The organism is SAR202 cluster bacterium (assembly GCA_016872355.1).
Lineage (GTDB): Bacteria > Chloroflexota > Dehalococcoidia > Lucifugimonadales > VGZY01 > VGZY01.
In genome coordinates, this window is the sequence record VGZY01000067.1 from 1 (window position 1) to 15509 (window position 15509).

16 protein-coding genes are annotated in these 15509 nt (G+C 61.1%); 12 read left to right on the forward strand and 4 right to left on the reverse strand.

Annotated features, from left to right (window positions below; all coding sequences use genetic code 11):
- The first annotated feature begins 509 nt into the window (after window positions 1-509).
- The 5 genes from rsmG to ilvD are packed head-to-tail and all read left to right on the forward strand — an operon-like array spanning window position 510 to window position 4711.
- The gene (rsmG, locus tag FJ319_11950) at window positions 510-1226 is read left to right on the forward strand and encodes a 16S rRNA (guanine(527)-N(7))-methyltransferase RsmG (GenBank protein ID MBM3934990.1); all 717 of its coding nucleotides are present in this window, start codon (window positions 510-512) and stop codon (window positions 1224-1226) included.
- Between the two features lie 12 nt (window positions 1227-1238).
- Window positions 1239-2312, forward strand: coding sequence for a flippase-like domain-containing protein (locus tag FJ319_11955; protein MBM3934991.1), 1074 nt, complete (start codon window positions 1239-1241; stop codon window positions 2310-2312).
- A gap of 47 nt (window positions 2313-2359) precedes the next feature.
- Window positions 2360-2653, forward strand: a complete 294-nt coding sequence (locus tag FJ319_11960; GenBank protein MBM3934992.1) for a helix-turn-helix domain-containing protein — start codon at window positions 2360-2362, stop codon at window positions 2651-2653.
- Window positions 2631-2993, forward strand: a complete 363-nt coding sequence (locus FJ319_11965; protein ID MBM3934993.1) for a type II toxin-antitoxin system PemK/MazF family toxin — start codon at window positions 2631-2633, stop codon at window positions 2991-2993. Before FJ319_11960 ends, FJ319_11965 begins: the two co-directional genes overlap by 23 nt.
- A 23-nt stretch (window positions 2994-3016) precedes the next feature.
- Entirely contained in the window at window positions 3017-4711 is a 1695-nt protein-coding gene (gene ilvD / locus FJ319_11970) for a dihydroxy-acid dehydratase (protein MBM3934994.1), read from the forward strand.
- A 97-nt stretch (window positions 4712-4808) separates the two neighbouring features.
- Here the strand turns inward: ilvD and FJ319_11975 are convergent, their stop codons facing one another.
- The 3 genes from FJ319_11975 to FJ319_11985 all read right to left on the reverse strand — a co-directional run bounded on the left by FJ319_11975 (window position 4809) and on the right by FJ319_11985 (window position 7015).
- Window positions 4809-5540 (reverse strand): hypothetical protein, encoded by a 732-nt coding sequence (locus FJ319_11975; protein MBM3934995.1) that lies wholly within the window; start codon window positions 5538-5540, stop codon window positions 4809-4811.
- A gap of 102 nt (window positions 5541-5642) precedes the next feature.
- Window positions 5643-5933, reverse strand: a complete 291-nt coding sequence (locus tag FJ319_11980; GenBank protein MBM3934996.1) for a hypothetical protein — start codon at window positions 5931-5933, stop codon at window positions 5643-5645.
- A gap of 62 nt (window positions 5934-5995) precedes the next feature.
- Window positions 5996-7015 carry a methionine synthase gene (locus FJ319_11985; GenBank protein ID MBM3934997.1) on the reverse strand — a complete coding sequence of 340 codons (1020 nt, stop codon included), beginning with the start codon at window positions 7013-7015 and terminating at the stop codon, window positions 5996-5998.
- Window positions 7016-7174: 159 nt separating this feature from the next.
- On the opposite strand from FJ319_11985, the gene FJ319_11990 reads away from it, so the two are divergent.
- From FJ319_11990 to FJ319_12020, 7 genes are all read left to right on the forward strand, one after another.
- Window positions 7175-7381 carry a twin-arginine translocation signal domain-containing protein gene (locus tag FJ319_11990; protein MBM3934998.1) on the forward strand — a complete coding sequence of 69 codons (207 nt, stop codon included), beginning with the start codon at window positions 7175-7177 and terminating at the stop codon, window positions 7379-7381.
- Between the two features lie 40 nt (window positions 7382-7421).
- On the forward strand, window positions 7422-8138 hold the full coding sequence (locus FJ319_11995) for a biotin transporter BioY (GenBank protein MBM3934999.1): 717 nt from the start codon (window positions 7422-7424) through the stop codon (window positions 8136-8138).
- A gap of 83 nt (window positions 8139-8221) precedes the next feature.
- The gene (locus FJ319_12000; protein MBM3935000.1) at window positions 8222-9523 is read left to right on the forward strand and encodes a redoxin domain-containing protein; all 1302 of its coding nucleotides are present in this window, start codon (window positions 8222-8224) and stop codon (window positions 9521-9523) included.
- Between the two features lie 9 nt (window positions 9524-9532).
- On the forward strand, window positions 9533-10798 hold the full coding sequence (locus tag FJ319_12005) for a redoxin domain-containing protein (GenBank protein MBM3935001.1): 1266 nt from the start codon (window positions 9533-9535) through the stop codon (window positions 10796-10798).
- Between the two features lie 151 nt (window positions 10799-10949).
- The gene (locus tag FJ319_12010) at window positions 10950-11765 is read left to right on the forward strand and encodes a hypothetical protein (protein ID MBM3935002.1); all 816 of its coding nucleotides are present in this window, start codon (window positions 10950-10952) and stop codon (window positions 11763-11765) included.
- 19 nt (window positions 11766-11784) lie between these two features.
- Window positions 11785-12309, forward strand: coding sequence for a cytochrome c (locus FJ319_12015; protein ID MBM3935003.1), 525 nt, complete (start codon window positions 11785-11787; stop codon window positions 12307-12309).
- A gap of 12 nt (window positions 12310-12321) precedes the next feature.
- Entirely contained in the window at window positions 12322-12585 is a 264-nt protein-coding gene (locus FJ319_12020) for a hypothetical protein (protein ID MBM3935004.1), read from the forward strand.
- A gap of 7 nt (window positions 12586-12592) precedes the next feature.
- On the opposite strand, the gene FJ319_12025 is transcribed toward FJ319_12020, so the two are convergent.
- Complete coding sequence (locus FJ319_12025) at window positions 12593-15031, reverse strand: ATP-dependent protease (GenBank protein ID MBM3935005.1); 2439 nt, start codon at window positions 15029-15031, stop codon at window positions 12593-12595.
- Window positions 15032-15509 lie beyond the last annotated feature (478 nt).

Consider the following 15509-nt stretch of genomic DNA (forward strand, 5'->3'; position numbering starts at 1 on the left):
ACAGTGTGCTGTGCTTCCGATACCAGCGGACAGTGGCCGCGGATAACACGGTGAGCTTTGGTGGAGAGGACCTGCAGATCGAGCCTGACAGCGAGCGGAGCACATACGCCAGGGCGACCGTAGAGGTACAGGAGCGGCTGGACGGGCGCATCGTGGTCATGCACAAGGGGCGTGAGCTGGCCAGCACGGTTGCTCCCCTAAGACCCGCAGTCCTGCGAGCAAGGCGAAGAAAAGCTCAGGCGGGCAAGCGAGGAGAGGGGCGTGCTGGAGACGGACCCGTCTCCAGCACACCCCTCTCCTCGCCCAAGGATCGAAAGCCGGCTCCAGATCACCCTTGGAGATCGAGACTGATTCAACCAAAACCAGTCGTACTGACAAAATCACTGAGCAGTAAGACTGACAAAGTCATTGAGCATTGACACGAGAAGGGCGAAACGGCCAAGGGAGGCGAAAACGCGATGTTATAATCGACTGGCCGGAAAGGCGAATGAAGCTCAAAAGAGGCGTAGTTGAAAGTCCTTGACGAAGGCGCTGCACGGCTTGGTGTCCCTCTTGACGGCGATAAGATCGCCGCTTTCGAAAGGTACGCCGCCGAATTGCTTGATTGGAACTCCCGGTTCAACCTGACTGCCGTCACCGACCCGCTCCAAATCCAGTCCCGTCACTTTCTGGACTCGTTGACGACCGTCCTCGCCCTCCCGCAAGGCTACTTAGCTCGTCCCGGGAGTATGATAGATATAGGGTCGGGAGCGGGGTTCCCCGGAATTCCGCTCAAGATCGCCTTCCCCCAGGCGCGGTTAACGCTCCTGGAGGCGACGGCGAAGAAGACGGCCTTCCTTTCGCACGTTGCGGGCGCCCTGGGGCTGGTTGATACAACAGTAGTGACGGGAAGGGCGGAAGACCTTGGCCACAGCCCGGAACACCGCGCGCGGTACGACCTGGTGGTATGCCGCGCCGTCGCCCGACTGAATACGCTCGCCGAGATCACTCTCCCCTTCGCGAAAAGGGGTGGCCTTGTAGTGGCCCACAAGGGTCCCGGAGCAGCCGAAGAGATCGAGCAGGCGCGCAAGGCTATCCGCGTCCTGGGCGGTTCGATTTCGGAAGTGAAAAAGGCGCGCATCGAAGGCTCGGACTGGGGCGGCGTGCTTGTTGTGATCGAGAAGGTTGCGGAGACGCCCTCAGCATACCCGAGGCGCGCCGGCGTTCCCGGCAAGAGTCCTCTTTAGCGCTGGAGATTAATGGCAAACAACGGCGGCGAACAGAACCTTACTTCCACTCTCCGGAAGCGCATCTTCTCACTCCCCACGCTCGTATCCTTCGGCGTGGCGATCATTTTCCTCTTCTTTCTCGCCACTCGCTTTGACCTCGACTGGGGCCAGACGTGGGAGAGTATCAGGTCAATGGACCCGTGGCAGTACCTGCTCGCCCTGTCCCTTTACTACGCCAGCTTCTACTTCCGGGGCATCCGGTGGATGATCCTTTCGCGCAGCGCAGGGCTGAACGACACGCCCGGCGCAAAGACGCCCACGGTTCTCCAGTTCTCCCAGATGATCGTGATGGGCTGGTTCGTAAACTCGGTCGCCTGGCTGCGGGCGGGCGATTTCTACCGCGCGTACGCATTGTCTGACAAGGCGCGTACGAGCTTCTCGTGGAGCCTCGGCACCATCTTCGCCGAGCGCATCATGGACATGGCGACGGTCATGCTGATAATTGTGGTCGGCGCGCTTGCATTCGTCGCGACGTCCGACCTGAATTCTGCCGGGGTTTTGGCGCTCGGCATCGCCGTTGGATTGGCCGTGCTTGTCATCTCGGCACTGGTGTTGATGAAGCTCTACGGAGTGCGCCTGGCCAGCCGACTGCCGAAGCGCCTCGAGGAGAAGTACCAGCGCTTCCACCTTGGCACCGTGGGCAGCTTCAAACAGCTGCCGATCCCATTCGTGCTCAGCATCATCGGCTGGACACTCGAAATCGCGCGCCTGTACTTCGTAGTAAAGGCGCTCGGATTCGAGATCGGCATCCCCCTGGTGATAATAGTTGCGCTGGGACACGCGATGCTCAGTACCGTGCCGACGCCGGGCGGCGTCGGCGCCGTCGAGACGGGCGTCACCAGCCTGCTGCTCCTCGGCATGACACGGCACGACGCCGCCGCAGTCGCCATTGTGGACCGCTCGATAACGTACCTCAGCGTCATCATCATCGGCGGAATCCTCTTCTTCCTCTGGCAGGTAGCCCGCTCCCGCAGCAACCGTCCATCCGACACGCGCCGGACGCCGCCGCTGCCGGGCGAGCAAGCCCGCGCGGACGGCGGGTAGATAGCCTATTCCCATGTCCTCCGTTCACTGCGCGTCAATGTGCTAGAATGTGCACGTTTAAGCGGAGGTGTCGTGTGTCCGAAACGAAGCAATGGTATAGCGTGAACGAAGCCGCGGAATACCTCGGAATATCCCGCCGCACGGTTTACAAGCTGTGCGAGGGGAGCCACCTCCCTGTCTACTCGATCGGCAGCGGTCGAACGCGAAGGTTCCGAAAGGAAGACCTGGACAGGGTTCCCATCAGAACTGAGAAGCCGAAAAAGCGAGTCCTCCGTGTGATCGATCCGGCCTTGGCCGAGCTGTGGGACAACGAGAAGGATGCCGAATACGACAAGCTATAAGCGCGGCGACATATTTCTCGTGGAGTTCGTATTCTCCGAGGGGACCGGAATGAAGAAGCGTCCCGCCGTGTTGGTCAGTTCAAACTCATACAACGCCGCCCGAAAAGATGTGATAGTGGCGGGGGTGACCACCGATGTCACCAGACTACTGGTGGGCGACCACCTGCTGGCCAACTGGCGTGAAGCGGGCCTGCTGCATCCGTCGGTCGTCACAGGCATCATTTCGACCATTAAACAAGACATGGTCGGCCGCAGGATCGGCTCACTGAGCGAAGCGGATATCAGACAATTGAACAGAGTCGTTCAGGCAACCTTCGGGCTGCCGGCCATCCTCCCATAACCGTTTAAGGAGATCTCATTTTCATGACCACAAAATCCACGCCTAACCTCAAGCTCAAGAAGCACAGCGCCGCCGTCAGCATCGGCCCGGACAGGGCCCCTGCGCGGTCCATGCTTCGCGCCGTAGGCCTGCGCGACGACGATATGGAGAAGCCCTTCGTCGCCGTCGCCAACCTGGCCAGCGACGTCACGCCGTGCAACGTCCACCTCACCCGCATCGCCGAGAAGGCGAAGGAGGGCCTGTGGGCGGCCAACTGCGCGCCTTTTATGTTCGGCACGATCACGATCAGCGACGGCGTCTCGATGGGCACGGAGGGGATGAAGGCCTCACTCGTGAGCCGCGAGGTCATAGCGGACTCCATCGAGACGGTATGCTTTGGAGAGGGCATGGACGGCTTGCTGGCCGTCGCCGCGTGCGACAAGAATATGCCCGGCTCCATCATGGCGATGGCCCGCCTGAACATCCCTTCGATCTTCATCTACGGCGGGGCTATCCTGCCCGGCCACTTCAACGGCAACGATGTCAACATCCAGGACGTGTTTGAAGCTGTCGGGAAGCACTCCCGCGGCACGATGTCGTTCGAGGAGCTGATTGCGCTCGAGAAGGCGGCATGCCCCGGCGAGGGCGCATGCTCCGGTATGTTCACCGCCAACACCATGTCCTCCGCCATCGAGGCGCTCGGCATGTCCCTCCCCGGCGCGGCGTCCATCCCGGCCGTCGACAGGCGCGGCGAGGGCGTTGCCTACAGCGCGGGCGCGGCCCTGTACGGCCTGCTTGAGAAGGACATCAAGCCACTCGACGTCATCACCAGGAAGTCCCTCGAGAACGCGATCACCGTCGTCCTCGCGATGGGCGGCTCAACGAATGCCGTCCTGCACCTGCTCGCCATCGCCCACGAGGCGAAGGTGGAGCTGAGCATCGACGACTTCGACCGCCTCGCCCGCAAGACGCCGTACATCACCGACCTCCGCCCCGGCGGCCGGTTTGTCATGTCCGACGTCGACCGCTCCGGCGGACTCCAGGTGGTCATGAACGAGCTCCTGCAGGCGGGCCTGCTCCACGGCGATTGCATTACCGTAACAGGCAAGACCGTTGCTGAGAACCTCGCCGGGATTCAGATACAGAAGCCGGACGGGAAGGTCATCTACCCCGCCAAAACGCCGCGCAGCCCCGTCGGCGGTCTCGCGATCCTGAAGGGCAACCTCGCGCCGGAGGGCGCCGTGATGAAGGTTGCGGGCACAAAGCACCTCAAGCACGAGGGCCCGGCGAAGGTCTTCGATGGCGAGCGCGCCTGCTTCGCCGCCGTGACGAAGGGCGAGGTCAAGCCCGGAGACGTCGTCGTCATCCGCTACGAAGGCCCCAAGGGCGGCCCCGGCATGCAGGAGATGCTTGCCGTCACCGGCGCCATCATGGGCCAGGGCCTGGGCAACAACGTGCTGCTCCTCACGGACGGCCGCTTCTCCGGCGCAACCCACGGCCCCATGATCGGCCACGTCGCGCCCGAGGCGGCGGTCGGCGGGCCGATTGCACTGGTCCAGAACGGCGACATCATCTCCATGGACGTGGAGACGCGCCAGCTTAACGTGAAGGTCTCGGACGAGGAACTGCAGCGCCGCAAGAATGCGTGGAAGGCACCCGCGCCAAAGTACACCTCGGGCGTCATGGCCAAGTTCGCAAAGCTCGTCGGCTCGGCGTCGAAGGGCGCCGTGACGGGGTAGGGCGAAGCCGGGATACCGAAACAGAAGAAGGGCTTCCCGAACTGGGAAGCCCTTCTCGTTTGAAAGCCTTGTCGGCCCTGGCTCCGTGAACTTCGCCTCAGTTCCGGTGCCCCTCCACGCTGAGCCGCCTCGACTCCATGGACTCTGCCTCTATCTCGTCGGCCGCCCGCTCTGCCTGTCGCTTGATGCCCCGCAGCAGCGTGCGCTCCATGAAAAAGTGCACCGGCTCCAGCGCGTACAGGTTCACCGGTGTGCCGGCAATGCTGGATCTGCCCCTGGCCTTGAACCTCACGACTACCCGGGTCCTGTCGCCGGGTAGAGGCTCCAATACGAACGCCCACGTCGCGTCCGGCAGGCCGTCCTCCGGAGAGCCCTCGTAGATCCGTGCCCGGTCGCCCGGCGAGCGCATGATGAGATGGCGCTCATCCTCGACGCGGTCGACTACGAAGGAGATATCCGGGTGCCTGTTGGGCGCAAGGCGGACGATGTCGCCGGCCTGCATCGGCCCGGCGGCGGACATGCTGGACTCCATCCCGTTGTGGACATCGGAATCGTCAAATACCTCGTCCTCGATGCCCGACCACCCCTGGCCCAGCTTCATCAGCCACGGCCACACGGCGGACGGTGGCGCGTCGATTGTGATCGAGCGCGTCGTCGAATAACGGGGATGGTCCATCAGCTCGTCACCGGGGAGCGATGAGACGAATTCGTAAGGTGTCGAGCTCCATCTCCGGAACCACGGTCTCGCAAGGAACCAGTATGCCGCGCCCGCCGCCGCAACCCCCGCCGGGACAAGATATAGCGCCGTGCTAGAACTACCGCGACCCATTGCTGCACCTCCGTTTTCACATAAATGGATTTGAGATTGGGGACAATCCAAGTATTCCATGAAAATCGGAGAATGGGCTCTCGATTTCAAGGCACGTTAGGCCTAATGCATGTCCAGCGTGAACCTGGCCCCCTCTGGACCCTCTTTGTAATCGAAGACCGCGTCCGTCTTCTCCAGGTTCTCCACCAGTCCCGGGTCGATGAGCAGGACAGTCGTCCCTTCGTACTCTATGAACTGCTCTCCGCCCTTCTCCGGGCTGATGACCACACCGAAGTCGCCCTCGCCGATCCAGTCCGGCGGAGTCGCCAGCTTCAGGTACCTGCCCTTCGGCAGGTTTCGCGTCTCCAGTATCGCCTTTAGCTGCGCCTTGGCAGCCTCTGTAATCGTAAGCATTGTGTCTGGCCTGTCTTGACGTTCGAACGGCTGTTAGCCAACTACCAACTACCAACTACCAACTACCCGCCCAGCTCTTTCCGCACGATCTTCGTCCCTTCCACCATCGCCTTGAGCTTCAGCTTCGTGATCCACCGGGGGAGCTGGAAGAAGCCGCAGTCCGGTACGATCCATAGCTTATCAGCGGGGCCATACTTGAGGTGCTCGCGGATGCGCTCCGCCACATCCTCCGCCGTCTCCACGTAAAAAGACTTCACGTCGATCACGCCCGCGCCAAGCTCGAACTTGTCCTTGAATGTCTCCCAGAGCTCCACCTCGCACATCTCGCGGTTGGAGTATTCGAAAATCATCTGGTCGGCCCGGGCCTTGTAGAGGGTTGGGAAGAGCCAGTCGTAGCGGCGCTTGCCTCGCGGACGGCTGGAGAGGTTGCCGAAGCAGACGTGCAGCGCCAGCTTGGCGTTCACGCCCTCCACTGACCTGTTGTAGACGCTCATCCACTCATCGATCTCGCCGGGAATCACGGCAAAGGACGGCTCGTCGATTTGTATGTACGTCGCGCCGGCAGCCACAACGGCCTTGAGCTCGTCATTGATCACCTCCGAGAACTCCGCAGCAAGCTCCAGGCGGCTCTTGTATACATCCCCTGGGCGAATATGCATTGTGAGCGTCAGCGGCCCGGGGCACGTGACCTTGATCGGCCTCTTCGTGCGCGCTTTGGCATACTTGAACTCCTCCACTATCCCCAGCCCCTTCGGTACGCTGACCTTCTCCACGGCCTTGTATCGAGGCGGAGAGTCATACGCGTAGAGCCCCACCTTCCGCAGCGCGGGCTCGCTCACGATGCCGGTCATCCGCTTGTAGAAGCTCTGTACGAAGTACCACCGGCGCATCTCACCGTCCGAAATGATGTCCACTCCCGCCCGCTCCTGGTCCATCATCGCCAGGTCCACAGCGTCGTCGAACATCTCACCGGTGTCCGTCTGCCCGTAGTTGCCCTTGTCCACCTCGCCAAGGGCCGTCCACATCCAGCTTGGGTAAGCATGACTGCCAATCACCGAAGTGGGAAGCAAAGGGACCTGCATTGTGGCCATAACGTCACGCCTCTATCTTCATTAAGAGTGGAGGAATTATAGCAGTAGGCAAAGCTCCTTCCCATACCACGCGCGCTCCGGTATAATGTCGCGGTTAACAACCCGGGCAGAGGGCGTCTTTCGCCCACACCGGAATCAGCGAGGAATGAGATGCGTCAGGACAACAGTACTCAAGCCAGCCGCACGACCCGACGGGACTTCCTGAAGAAGACCGGGATCGTCGCCGCCGGTGGCGTCGTGGGCTCCTTCATCGCCGGTCTTCCTTTGATTAACCGCGCGGGCAGAAAGCCTGCCAAAGTGACTTTTTCGAAGGACTCGGTCTTCACGCCGGCCCGGGACAAGGTCAACCGCGCCTAGCGCCGGTCCGCTCCACTACTCCGGAGGTCTTTAGCCAACCATGCAGGCAACTGCGCGCCCCAGAGTCCTTGCAGACGTGTTTATTCCTGCCGCCGCGGTCCAGTCCCGGGCTAACCGCCTGGCGATCGATGCGGCCCTCGTAATCGGGTTCGCGTTCGTAATCGCCATCTGCGCCCAGCTGGCCTTCAAGCTTCCGACCACCACCGTGCCTATCACCGGCCAGACCTTCGGCATACTTGTGTCCGGCGGCGCCCTGGGCAGCAAGCGCGGCGGGGCGGCCGCTCTGCTGTACATGCTGGTAGGCATGGTTGGACTGCCCGTCTTTGCGCCCACAGGCAACTTTATGGCGGAAAAGTCCGCCCACTTCGTATTCCCCTGGCTCGGAGGCTCCGGCCTGCTCTGGAATATGTCCAGCGGCGGCTATATAGTCGGCTTCGTCGTTGCGGCCTTCATCGTCGGCTGGCTTGCCGAGAAGGGCTGGGACAGGCAGTCCAAAGGCGTCCTGGCGATGCTTATCGGCTCCGTCGCCGTATATGTCTTCGGCCTGGCGTGGCTTGCTGTGTACATCCAGACCCACGCGCCCGTTAACGCCTTTTTTGAGGGCCTCTACCCCGGCAGCAGCCTGCTGGTAAAGACATTGAACGGCGGCCTCTTCCCGTTCGTCGGCGGGGATGCATTAAAGCTCGTTCTCGCTTCCCTCGCCCTGCCAGGGGCCTGGGCGCTGGTGAGCAAGATCAAGGGCGAGCCAAAGGGTTAGGTGGCCACGATCTGGTAACTTTTGACCGCCTCGCTTCGTTTTCACGAGCGAGGCGGTCTTGCTTTCAAACGAAAGGGTTGTGCATGAGAGGCAGTCTGGGCGGCCCTGTTTCAGTCCTCGCCGCGGCGCTTGCAGTGCTATTGGTCGCATGCGGCGACAATGCCATGCCCACGCCTGCGCCTGTTTTCACGCCCCTGCCGGCGGCCACAGCCACGCCCGAGGTCGCCCCCACTCCGACATTCTTCCCATCCGAGTCCGTCAACACGCCGATCAACCCTCCGTTCGATGCGGAAGACGCAGCGCTGCTGGACACAACCCACCCGCTCGACGGTAAGCCCGCCCCCGATTTTACCGGGGTAAGCGGCTGGATAAACACCGAGCCGTTCTCTCTGGCAGACCTCCGCGGCAGAGTGGTGCTGCTGGACTTCTGGACCTACACCTGCATCAACTGCATTCGCACGTTCCCGTTCGTCAAGTCATGGCACGACCGGTACCGCGACGTCGGCCTTGTCGTCATTGGCATTCACTCACCGGAGTTCGCCTTCGAAAAGAAGTACGAAAACGTTCTCAAGGGCACGCAGGACTTCGGCATTGAGTATCCAGTCGTCCAGGACAACGACTGGGCCATCTGGGAAGCCTTTCGCAACACTGCCTGGCCCGGGAAGTACCTGATTGATGCAGAAGGCAACGTCCAGCAGGTGACGATGGGCGAGGGCGGATACGTCGCCGTCGAGCAGGGTATTCGCTATTGGCTTCAAAAGGCCGGCTACAGCGTTGAGCACATCCGGTATACACCCGACGATTTCATTCTCGACCCAGAAATTGTCCGCGAAGCGCACGCAATAGACCGGGAAGACTCCCGTACCCGGGAGCTTTACGCAGGGCTGAAGCGCAACATACCGTTCCGAAAGTATCCGCCGCCGCTGCCGTACATTCTGTACGATCACTACTATGACAACCCGGACACTGACCAGCTTTACGAGGACCCGGACTGGCACAGCAACCACCACATATACTTCCAGGGGCTGTGGCATAACTACTCTGAATACATGCGCCATACCCGTGTCACTTCCAACCTGGAAGACTACGTGGCGATCAAGTACAACGCTAAGACCGTGAACGTGGTGGTCGGCAACGAAAAGGATGAGCCCTACGTGATTCGCGTCACATGGGACGGCAAGCCGATTCCGAAGGAAGTTGCCGAGCCGGACGTTCGCTGGGATTCGGAAGGCAACAGCTACCTGCTGGTGGATGAGCCGCGCATGTATCGTTTGATTCGTACGGTGGAATATGAGAAGCACCAATTGAAGCTCGCCTCCAATTCGGATGACTTCTCTCTCTACACCTTCACGTTTGGTTACTACAAAGAACTGGAAGATAACTAAGGAGCCTCAATGTCAAAGTTTAGACTGGCGCCCGTGTGGGCTTTCACGCTCGTGGCTGTAACGGCACTGGCGGTTGCATGCTCAAACGGCGGCCCGCCGCCGGTGGACGTAGCGCCCACCGCAACAACCGCTCGGGCCGCCGCCACCCCGGCCGGCCAGGCGTCCGCACAGTCCACGCCCACTCAGCAGGCCGGCCCTTTGCCTACCCCTGTCGCCGCAGGCACACCGCTCCCGGCGGACGCGTACGGCCCTGCCCCGGAGCTTGCCGGGACCGGCGAATGGCTCAACTCGGAGCCGTTCACCCTTGCATCACAGCGCGGCAAGGTAGTGCTGGTCGACTTCTGGACTTACACCTGCATAAACTGCCTCCGCACACTGCCTTACCTCAAGGACTGGCACGGAAGGTACGCGGACAAGGGCCTTGTGATTCTCGGCGTCCACACGCCCGAGTTCGACTTCGAAAAATATATCGACAACGTTTCGCGCGCGGTGAATGACCTGGGCATCGAGTATCCTGTGGTCCAGGATAACGGCTATGCCACGTGGCAGGCGTTCAGCAACCAGTATTGGCCGGCCAAATACATGATCGACAAGGATGGCCTGGTCAGGTATGTCCATTTTGGAGAAGGGGCATACGAAGAGACGGAGCAGTATATTCGGAAGCTGCTGGCGGAAGTGTACGCCTCGGTGAACGAAGTGCCGGTGGTGCCGAAGCCGGACCCGGAGGTCGATCCCCTCGCGATGCCTGACAACGTCCTGCTGGCCCTGACCCGGGAGCTCTACGCCGGCTACCGGCGTAATGACAGCGCCGTGCGCTTCGGAAACCCGCCCTACATAGTCCAGCCCGAGTTCTACGAGAACCCCCTGATGGCGGCAACCTACAAGGATCCGGGCGACCACTCCAACCACTTTATCTACGTGCAAGGCGAGTGGGAGACCACCGACGAGTACCTGCGCCATGCCAGGGCGACGCAGAACTACGAAGACTACGTGGCCATCAAGTTCTACGCCAATGAGGTCAACGTCGTTCTTGGCCTCCACTTCGGCGGGCAGTACGATGTCAAGGTTGCCATTGACGGCGTGCCGCTGAAGCGCGAAGAGGCCGGGACCGCGATAAAATGGGACCAGGACGGCAACTCCTACCTCACCGTCACAACGGAAGACATGTACCACATTGTGGACCTGGAGTCGTACCAGGGCAGGGAGCTGCGTCTGAGCTCGAACGCGGACAACTTCTCGGTCTTTGCATTCACCTTTGGCGCGTACATGCAGTAGCGGCGGGAGCTTATAGATGAGGTACCTGCGAATAGCAATCGCGTCGCTCCTGGCGGTGGCCGCATTGACGGCATGCGACTCGGGCGCAGATCCTCCGGCGGCGCCGGGCGGGCAAAGCCCTGTCGCCCGCACCGCGCCAGATCGTCCTGATATGGAACCCCTCGTCAAGGGGCCCGCTTCTCCTGAAGGATACCAGGCGATCCTTGCCACCTCGGACCTGGCCGTCGGGGAGAACCGCATCGGGTTCGTGCTGACTTCGGAGGACGGCTTCGTCACCGTGCCAGCCGTCCGCGTAACACCCAGGCTTCTGGACTCCTCCGGGACAATCCAGGAGGAGCAGGCGCCGGTGCAGGCCATGTACCAGGCGTGGCCGTACGGCAATCGCGGTCTCCACGCTGCCCGGATAAGCTTTGCCAGGCCCGGCCGGTGGGAGCTTTCAATCCAGGTTGAAGAGCCCGGCAAACCCGCATCGGCCGTGAAGCTGACTTTCGATGTGCGTGACTCTACCCTGGCCCCCAACGAAGGCGAGTCGGCAGTGAAGAGCCGGACCCGCACCGCCAGTGACGTCAAGAGCCTTGCAGAGCTTACGACAGGTTCCCTGCGCGATGGGGACCTTTACCAGGTCTCCATCGCCGATGCCGTTTCGGGCGGTAAGCCCGCCGTCGTTGTCTTTGCCAGCCCAGCCTTCTGCATCAACGCCGTCTGCGGTCCGCAGGTGGACGTGCTCCAGGAGCTCAAGAACAGCTACAAGGGCCAGGGCAGCTTCATCCACGTGGACTTCTACGAAAACCCCGACAAAATCCAGGGAGACCTGGGGAGGGCGCAGGTCGCCACCGCCGTAAAAGAATGGAAACTGCCAAGCATTGAATGGACCTTCGTGATCGATAAGAACGGCGTCGTAAGGGCGCGCTTCGAGGGTTTCGCAACTTATTCGGAGGTTGAGCAGGCTTTCAAGCAAGTCCTGTAGAGGCCTCTCAAAAACGAGAATGGTAAAATGTAGGGGCCGCTTCCTGGACCGGGGAGAGGCTCCTGTGATTTCGCGACATCCACACTTGAACCGGACGTGGGAAATGAGAGGCAAAACCAGGCCGCACAGACGTCACGGCGCCCGTGAAAAGGCCATCGCCGTCGGGGTCTTTTGCGCTGCCGCCGCCCTGGTCATGGCCGCCTGCGGAAGCGGCAAGGGTGCGGGAGATACCCAGGATGCAGGGGATCTCTATGCCCGCTACTGCGTGGCATGCCACGGAGATGCCGCCACCGGCCGCGGCGCGCTGATGGATGTGCCGGTGCACAGCAATGCGGGCCATGCCTGGCACCATGCGGACGGGCAGCTGCACGACATAATTTTCGGAAGGCTGAACGTACCGGGACGAAAAATGCCCACCTACGAAGGCATTCTCACCGAGGCGCAGGTAGATTCGATACTTTCATATCTGAAGTCCAATTGGGGGCCTCAGGAGCGGGCGCACCAGGAAGAGGTGAGCCGCAACTGGGAGTCAATTCGGGACTGATTGCCGGACTCTATGCTGGGACGCATTTTCCCCACATTCACATCCTGGGCGCGGTCGGCCTACGAAGCGCTTCCTCCCCACCGGAAGGTGGAAGGCGTCCTCACGTCCCGGGAGACCTCCGCGGTCGGCAAGCACTTCATCACTGTGGGTGGCCACCGGGTGGAAGTCGACTGGCTCACTTTCGACACTCTCAAGGAGGGAGAGAGCCTGACGGTCCGCTGCAGCCGTAGCTACAAGGCAATCCAGATCGAGCGCATAAAAAACCTCGTGGAGTAGCGGTCGGCTACCCCTGTTCCCCGGGTGCGTCAGCCGAAAGCCTCTCCAGGCCCCTTTCGCGGGCCAGCAGTATCTCTTTCGCATGCTTTGACATCTCGTTAAGCCGGCCTTCAACGAGGTCGTGCACAGACCCCTCAGGGTACTTCCCGTTTGCCTTGCGCTTGCCGGCGGCTACACCTGTGAGGACCTCAATCCCCTCGTCTATCGTTGAGACGGCGTAGATCGTGAATTTGCCGTCCTTGACCGCCTCCAGCACTTCGTCCTTGAGCATCAGGTTCTTAACGTTGTCTTTGGGGATAATTACGCCCTGCCGCCCGTTCAGACCGCGCGATTTGCACAGGTCGTAGAAGCCCTCGATCTTGTGAGTCGCCCCGCCGATCGCCTGGACATCGCCCCGCTGGTTGACCGAGCCTGTAACGGCAATCTCCTGCGAGATCGGCAGGCCGGATAGCTCGGACAATAGCGCGTAGAGCTCGGTCGAGGACGCGCTGTCGCCGTCTATCTCCGAATAGGACTGCTCGAAGACGATGCTTGCGCTAAGGGAGAGCATCTTGTTCTGCCCATACTGTCCCTGCAGAAAGCCCTGCAGGATCATGAAACCCTTGTCGTGGATGCGGCCGCTCATGCGCGCTTCGCGCTCCACGTTAACCATAGTCCCGCGGCCCAGCGCCGCGCGCGCCGTGATGCGCGTCGGTTTCCCGAACGAATAGTCGCCCAGAGAGTAGACCGCTAGCCCGTTGACCTGTCCCACTGCCGAACCCTCGGTGGCGATGTGAATGGTGTTTTCCTCGATGTACTCCTGCATCCTCTCTTCAGTCAGGTTCGCTCGGTACCGCTTCTGCTCAATCGCCTTCATGACGTGCTCGCCCTTGACCACCTTGCTCTTTGCCGCAACCGCCCAGTAGTTAGACTCGGTGATGAGGTCGGAAACGTCCATGAATCGCGTCGTCAGCTTGTCCTGATGGTCTACCAGCCGGCTGGAATAGTCGATCACCCGCGCAACTGCGGTCTTGTGGAAGGGTCGGAGCTTGTTATCAAGGCACCTGGCCTTCACGAAGCCAGCGTACTCCTTTTCCGAAGCCGCGTTGCGCTCCATCCAGTAGTCGAACTCTGCCGATATCTTGAAATACCGGCGGAAGTCCTCATCGTACATCTGCAGGAGCCGAAGCAGGTCCCCTGTCCCGATGAGGATGATCTGGAGCCTTATGGGTATGGGCTCCGGGCGGAGGGTGGATGACGGCAGCGGACTCATCTGCTCGCCGATGTTCTCGATCCTGACCTGGCCCGCCCTGAGGGTACGCTTCAAGGCTTCCCACGATAGGGGTGCGGCCAGCAGGTCCTTTGCCTGTAGTACAAGGTAGCCGCCGTTCGCCTTGTGTAAGGCACCGGGCTTTATCATCGTCAGGTCGGTCGTCATCGCGCCCATGCGCGCCTTGTACTCGATTCGCCCGAAGAGGTTGTAGTACGTGGGGCTGTATTCGAAGATAACCGGCGTGCCGTCGCAGGTGGAATTGTCCAGCAGGTCATTGACCCTGTACTTTATGAACAGGTCATCGTCAGCGCCCTGGGCGGGCGAGATAGCGCCGTCCTCACCCGGCTTGAACACCTCGTGGCTTTCGGCCATGTCCTCTTCCACCGCGTCGAGGTAGTCCACTATCTCCTGGTGCGAGCGGTACTTTGCCTGCAGCTCATTGACTATCGGCGTCAGCGTGAAGCGGATGATGTCCTTGTCCACCTGCCGCACTTCGTCCGTGGCCTGCTTGTTCAGGCGGCGCATCATGACCATTGCCTGGCCTACTGCCTTCTGAAGCGACTCCGCGCGCTTGCTGAAGAGCTGTTTCTGCTCGTCCGACAGCGCCTCGAACTCCTCCGGGGTCATCGGCGTGTCGCCGTTCATAGGCACAGGGGTGATGCCTGCGGGCGTCGAGCGGATGGAGAAGCCAAGCTTGAGCGCGCTTTGCTCAGTCTCGGCGGATATACCCTCCCGCTGCTCCTGGATGCGCTCCATCACCTGTTCAATGCGCTTTGTGTACTCCTCGCTTTCGAATACCTTCGGCAGCTCAACACTGCACGTATCCACAACCTCCTTCATGTCCTGCCTGAACTCTTTAGCCATTCCGCAGGGCAGGCTTATGGCCTTCGGCTGCGAAGGGTCCTGGAAATTGTGAACATACGCCCAGTCGGCCGGCACCGGCCTCTTGTGGGCGGTCTTGTCCAGGAACGTCTTGACGGCTGTGGTGCGGCCCGTCCCGGGAGCGCCGGACACAAAGATATTGAACCCCGGGTCACCTATCTCAAGGCCGAGGTTCAGAGCGCTGATCGCCCGTTCCTGTCCTATGGGACTGTCCAGCGGCTGCACGTCGTCCGTGGTCTCGAAGCCGAGCGAATTGGGCTTGCAAGGCCTGGCCAGCTTGCTCACAGGCACTTTGAGGTTGAAGACGCTCATGGACAACTCCTGATTACAGGGTGTGGCGCTTCCGGAACGAATTTTTCGAGCGGCGTACCCGTGACCCGGACTCGCGCGGATGGATATTGCCTTGCGGCGCAGTTTATCAGTATAAGCCACGTACGGCCAAGCTTCCTGTAAGTACGCGTACTCGTCGACTACGTACGCTCGTCGGCTATCTGTTCTCACTAACCCGGCGCCGGGCAGGTCATGTCCATGTGGGCGGCGCAGGCCATGTCCATGCGGCCGCCGCCGGGGGACATGTCAAGGGGCAGTGAATCTGTCAGTGTTTAGGGTGCAGTGATTTTGTCAGTACGGTTCGTCTCCATGGGTGGTCTGCAGCCGGCTTATGGGCGGTGGACTTAGCCGGATAGGGACTGAGTCCTCTCGCCCGAGGTTTCGGTTGAATTCCGGTGGGAGACTCCTGCGCTTCGGGTTTTGGCTGCTCACCGAGTGAAGATTGGGGATGAGAAAGGTC

Excerpts from the sequence above, each read along its gene's own strand:
- FJ319_11980 (MBM3934996.1), bottom strand. The coding sequence starts at position 5,933 with ATGCTTACGATTACAGAGGCTGCCAAGGCGCAGCTAAAGGCGATACTG.
- FJ319_11985 (MBM3934997.1), bottom strand. The coding sequence starts at position 7,015 with ATGCAGGTCCCTTTGCTTCCCACTTCGGTGATTGGCAGTCATGCTTAC.
- FJ319_11965 (MBM3934993.1), top strand. The coding sequence starts at position 2,631 with ATGCCGAATACGACAAGCTATAAGCGCGGCGACATATTTCTCGTGGAG.
- ilvD (MBM3934994.1), top strand. The coding sequence starts at position 3,017 with ATGACCACAAAATCCACGCCTAACCTCAAGCTCAAGAAGCACAGCGCC.
- FJ319_11990 (MBM3934998.1), top strand. The coding sequence starts at position 7,175 with ATGCGTCAGGACAACAGTACTCAAGCCAGCCGCACGACCCGACGGGAC.
- FJ319_11975 (MBM3934995.1), bottom strand. The coding sequence starts at position 5,540 with ATGGGTCGCGGTAGTTCTAGCACGGCGCTATATCTTGTCCCGGCGGGG.
- FJ319_12015 (MBM3935003.1), top strand. The coding sequence starts at position 11,785 with ATGGTAAAATGTAGGGGCCGCTTCCTGGACCGGGGAGAGGCTCCTGTG.
- FJ319_11955 (MBM3934991.1), top strand. The coding sequence starts at position 1,239 with ATGGCAAACAACGGCGGCGAACAGAACCTTACTTCCACTCTCCGGAAG.
- FJ319_12020 (MBM3935004.1), top strand. The coding sequence starts at position 12,322 with ATGCTGGGACGCATTTTCCCCACATTCACATCCTGGGCGCGGTCGGCC.
- FJ319_11995 (MBM3934999.1), top strand. The coding sequence starts at position 7,422 with ATGCAGGCAACTGCGCGCCCCAGAGTCCTTGCAGACGTGTTTATTCCT.
- FJ319_12005 (MBM3935001.1), top strand. The coding sequence starts at position 9,533 with ATGTCAAAGTTTAGACTGGCGCCCGTGTGGGCTTTCACGCTCGTGGCT.
- FJ319_12025 (MBM3935005.1), bottom strand. The coding sequence starts at position 15,031 with ATGAGCGTCTTCAACCTCAAAGTGCCTGTGAGCAAGCTGGCCAGGCCT.
- FJ319_12000 (MBM3935000.1), top strand. The coding sequence starts at position 8,222 with ATGAGAGGCAGTCTGGGCGGCCCTGTTTCAGTCCTCGCCGCGGCGCTT.
- FJ319_11960 (MBM3934992.1), top strand. The coding sequence starts at position 2,360 with ATGTGCACGTTTAAGCGGAGGTGTCGTGTGTCCGAAACGAAGCAATGG.
- FJ319_12010 (MBM3935002.1), top strand. The coding sequence starts at position 10,950 with ATGGAACCCCTCGTCAAGGGGCCCGCTTCTCCTGAAGGATACCAGGCG.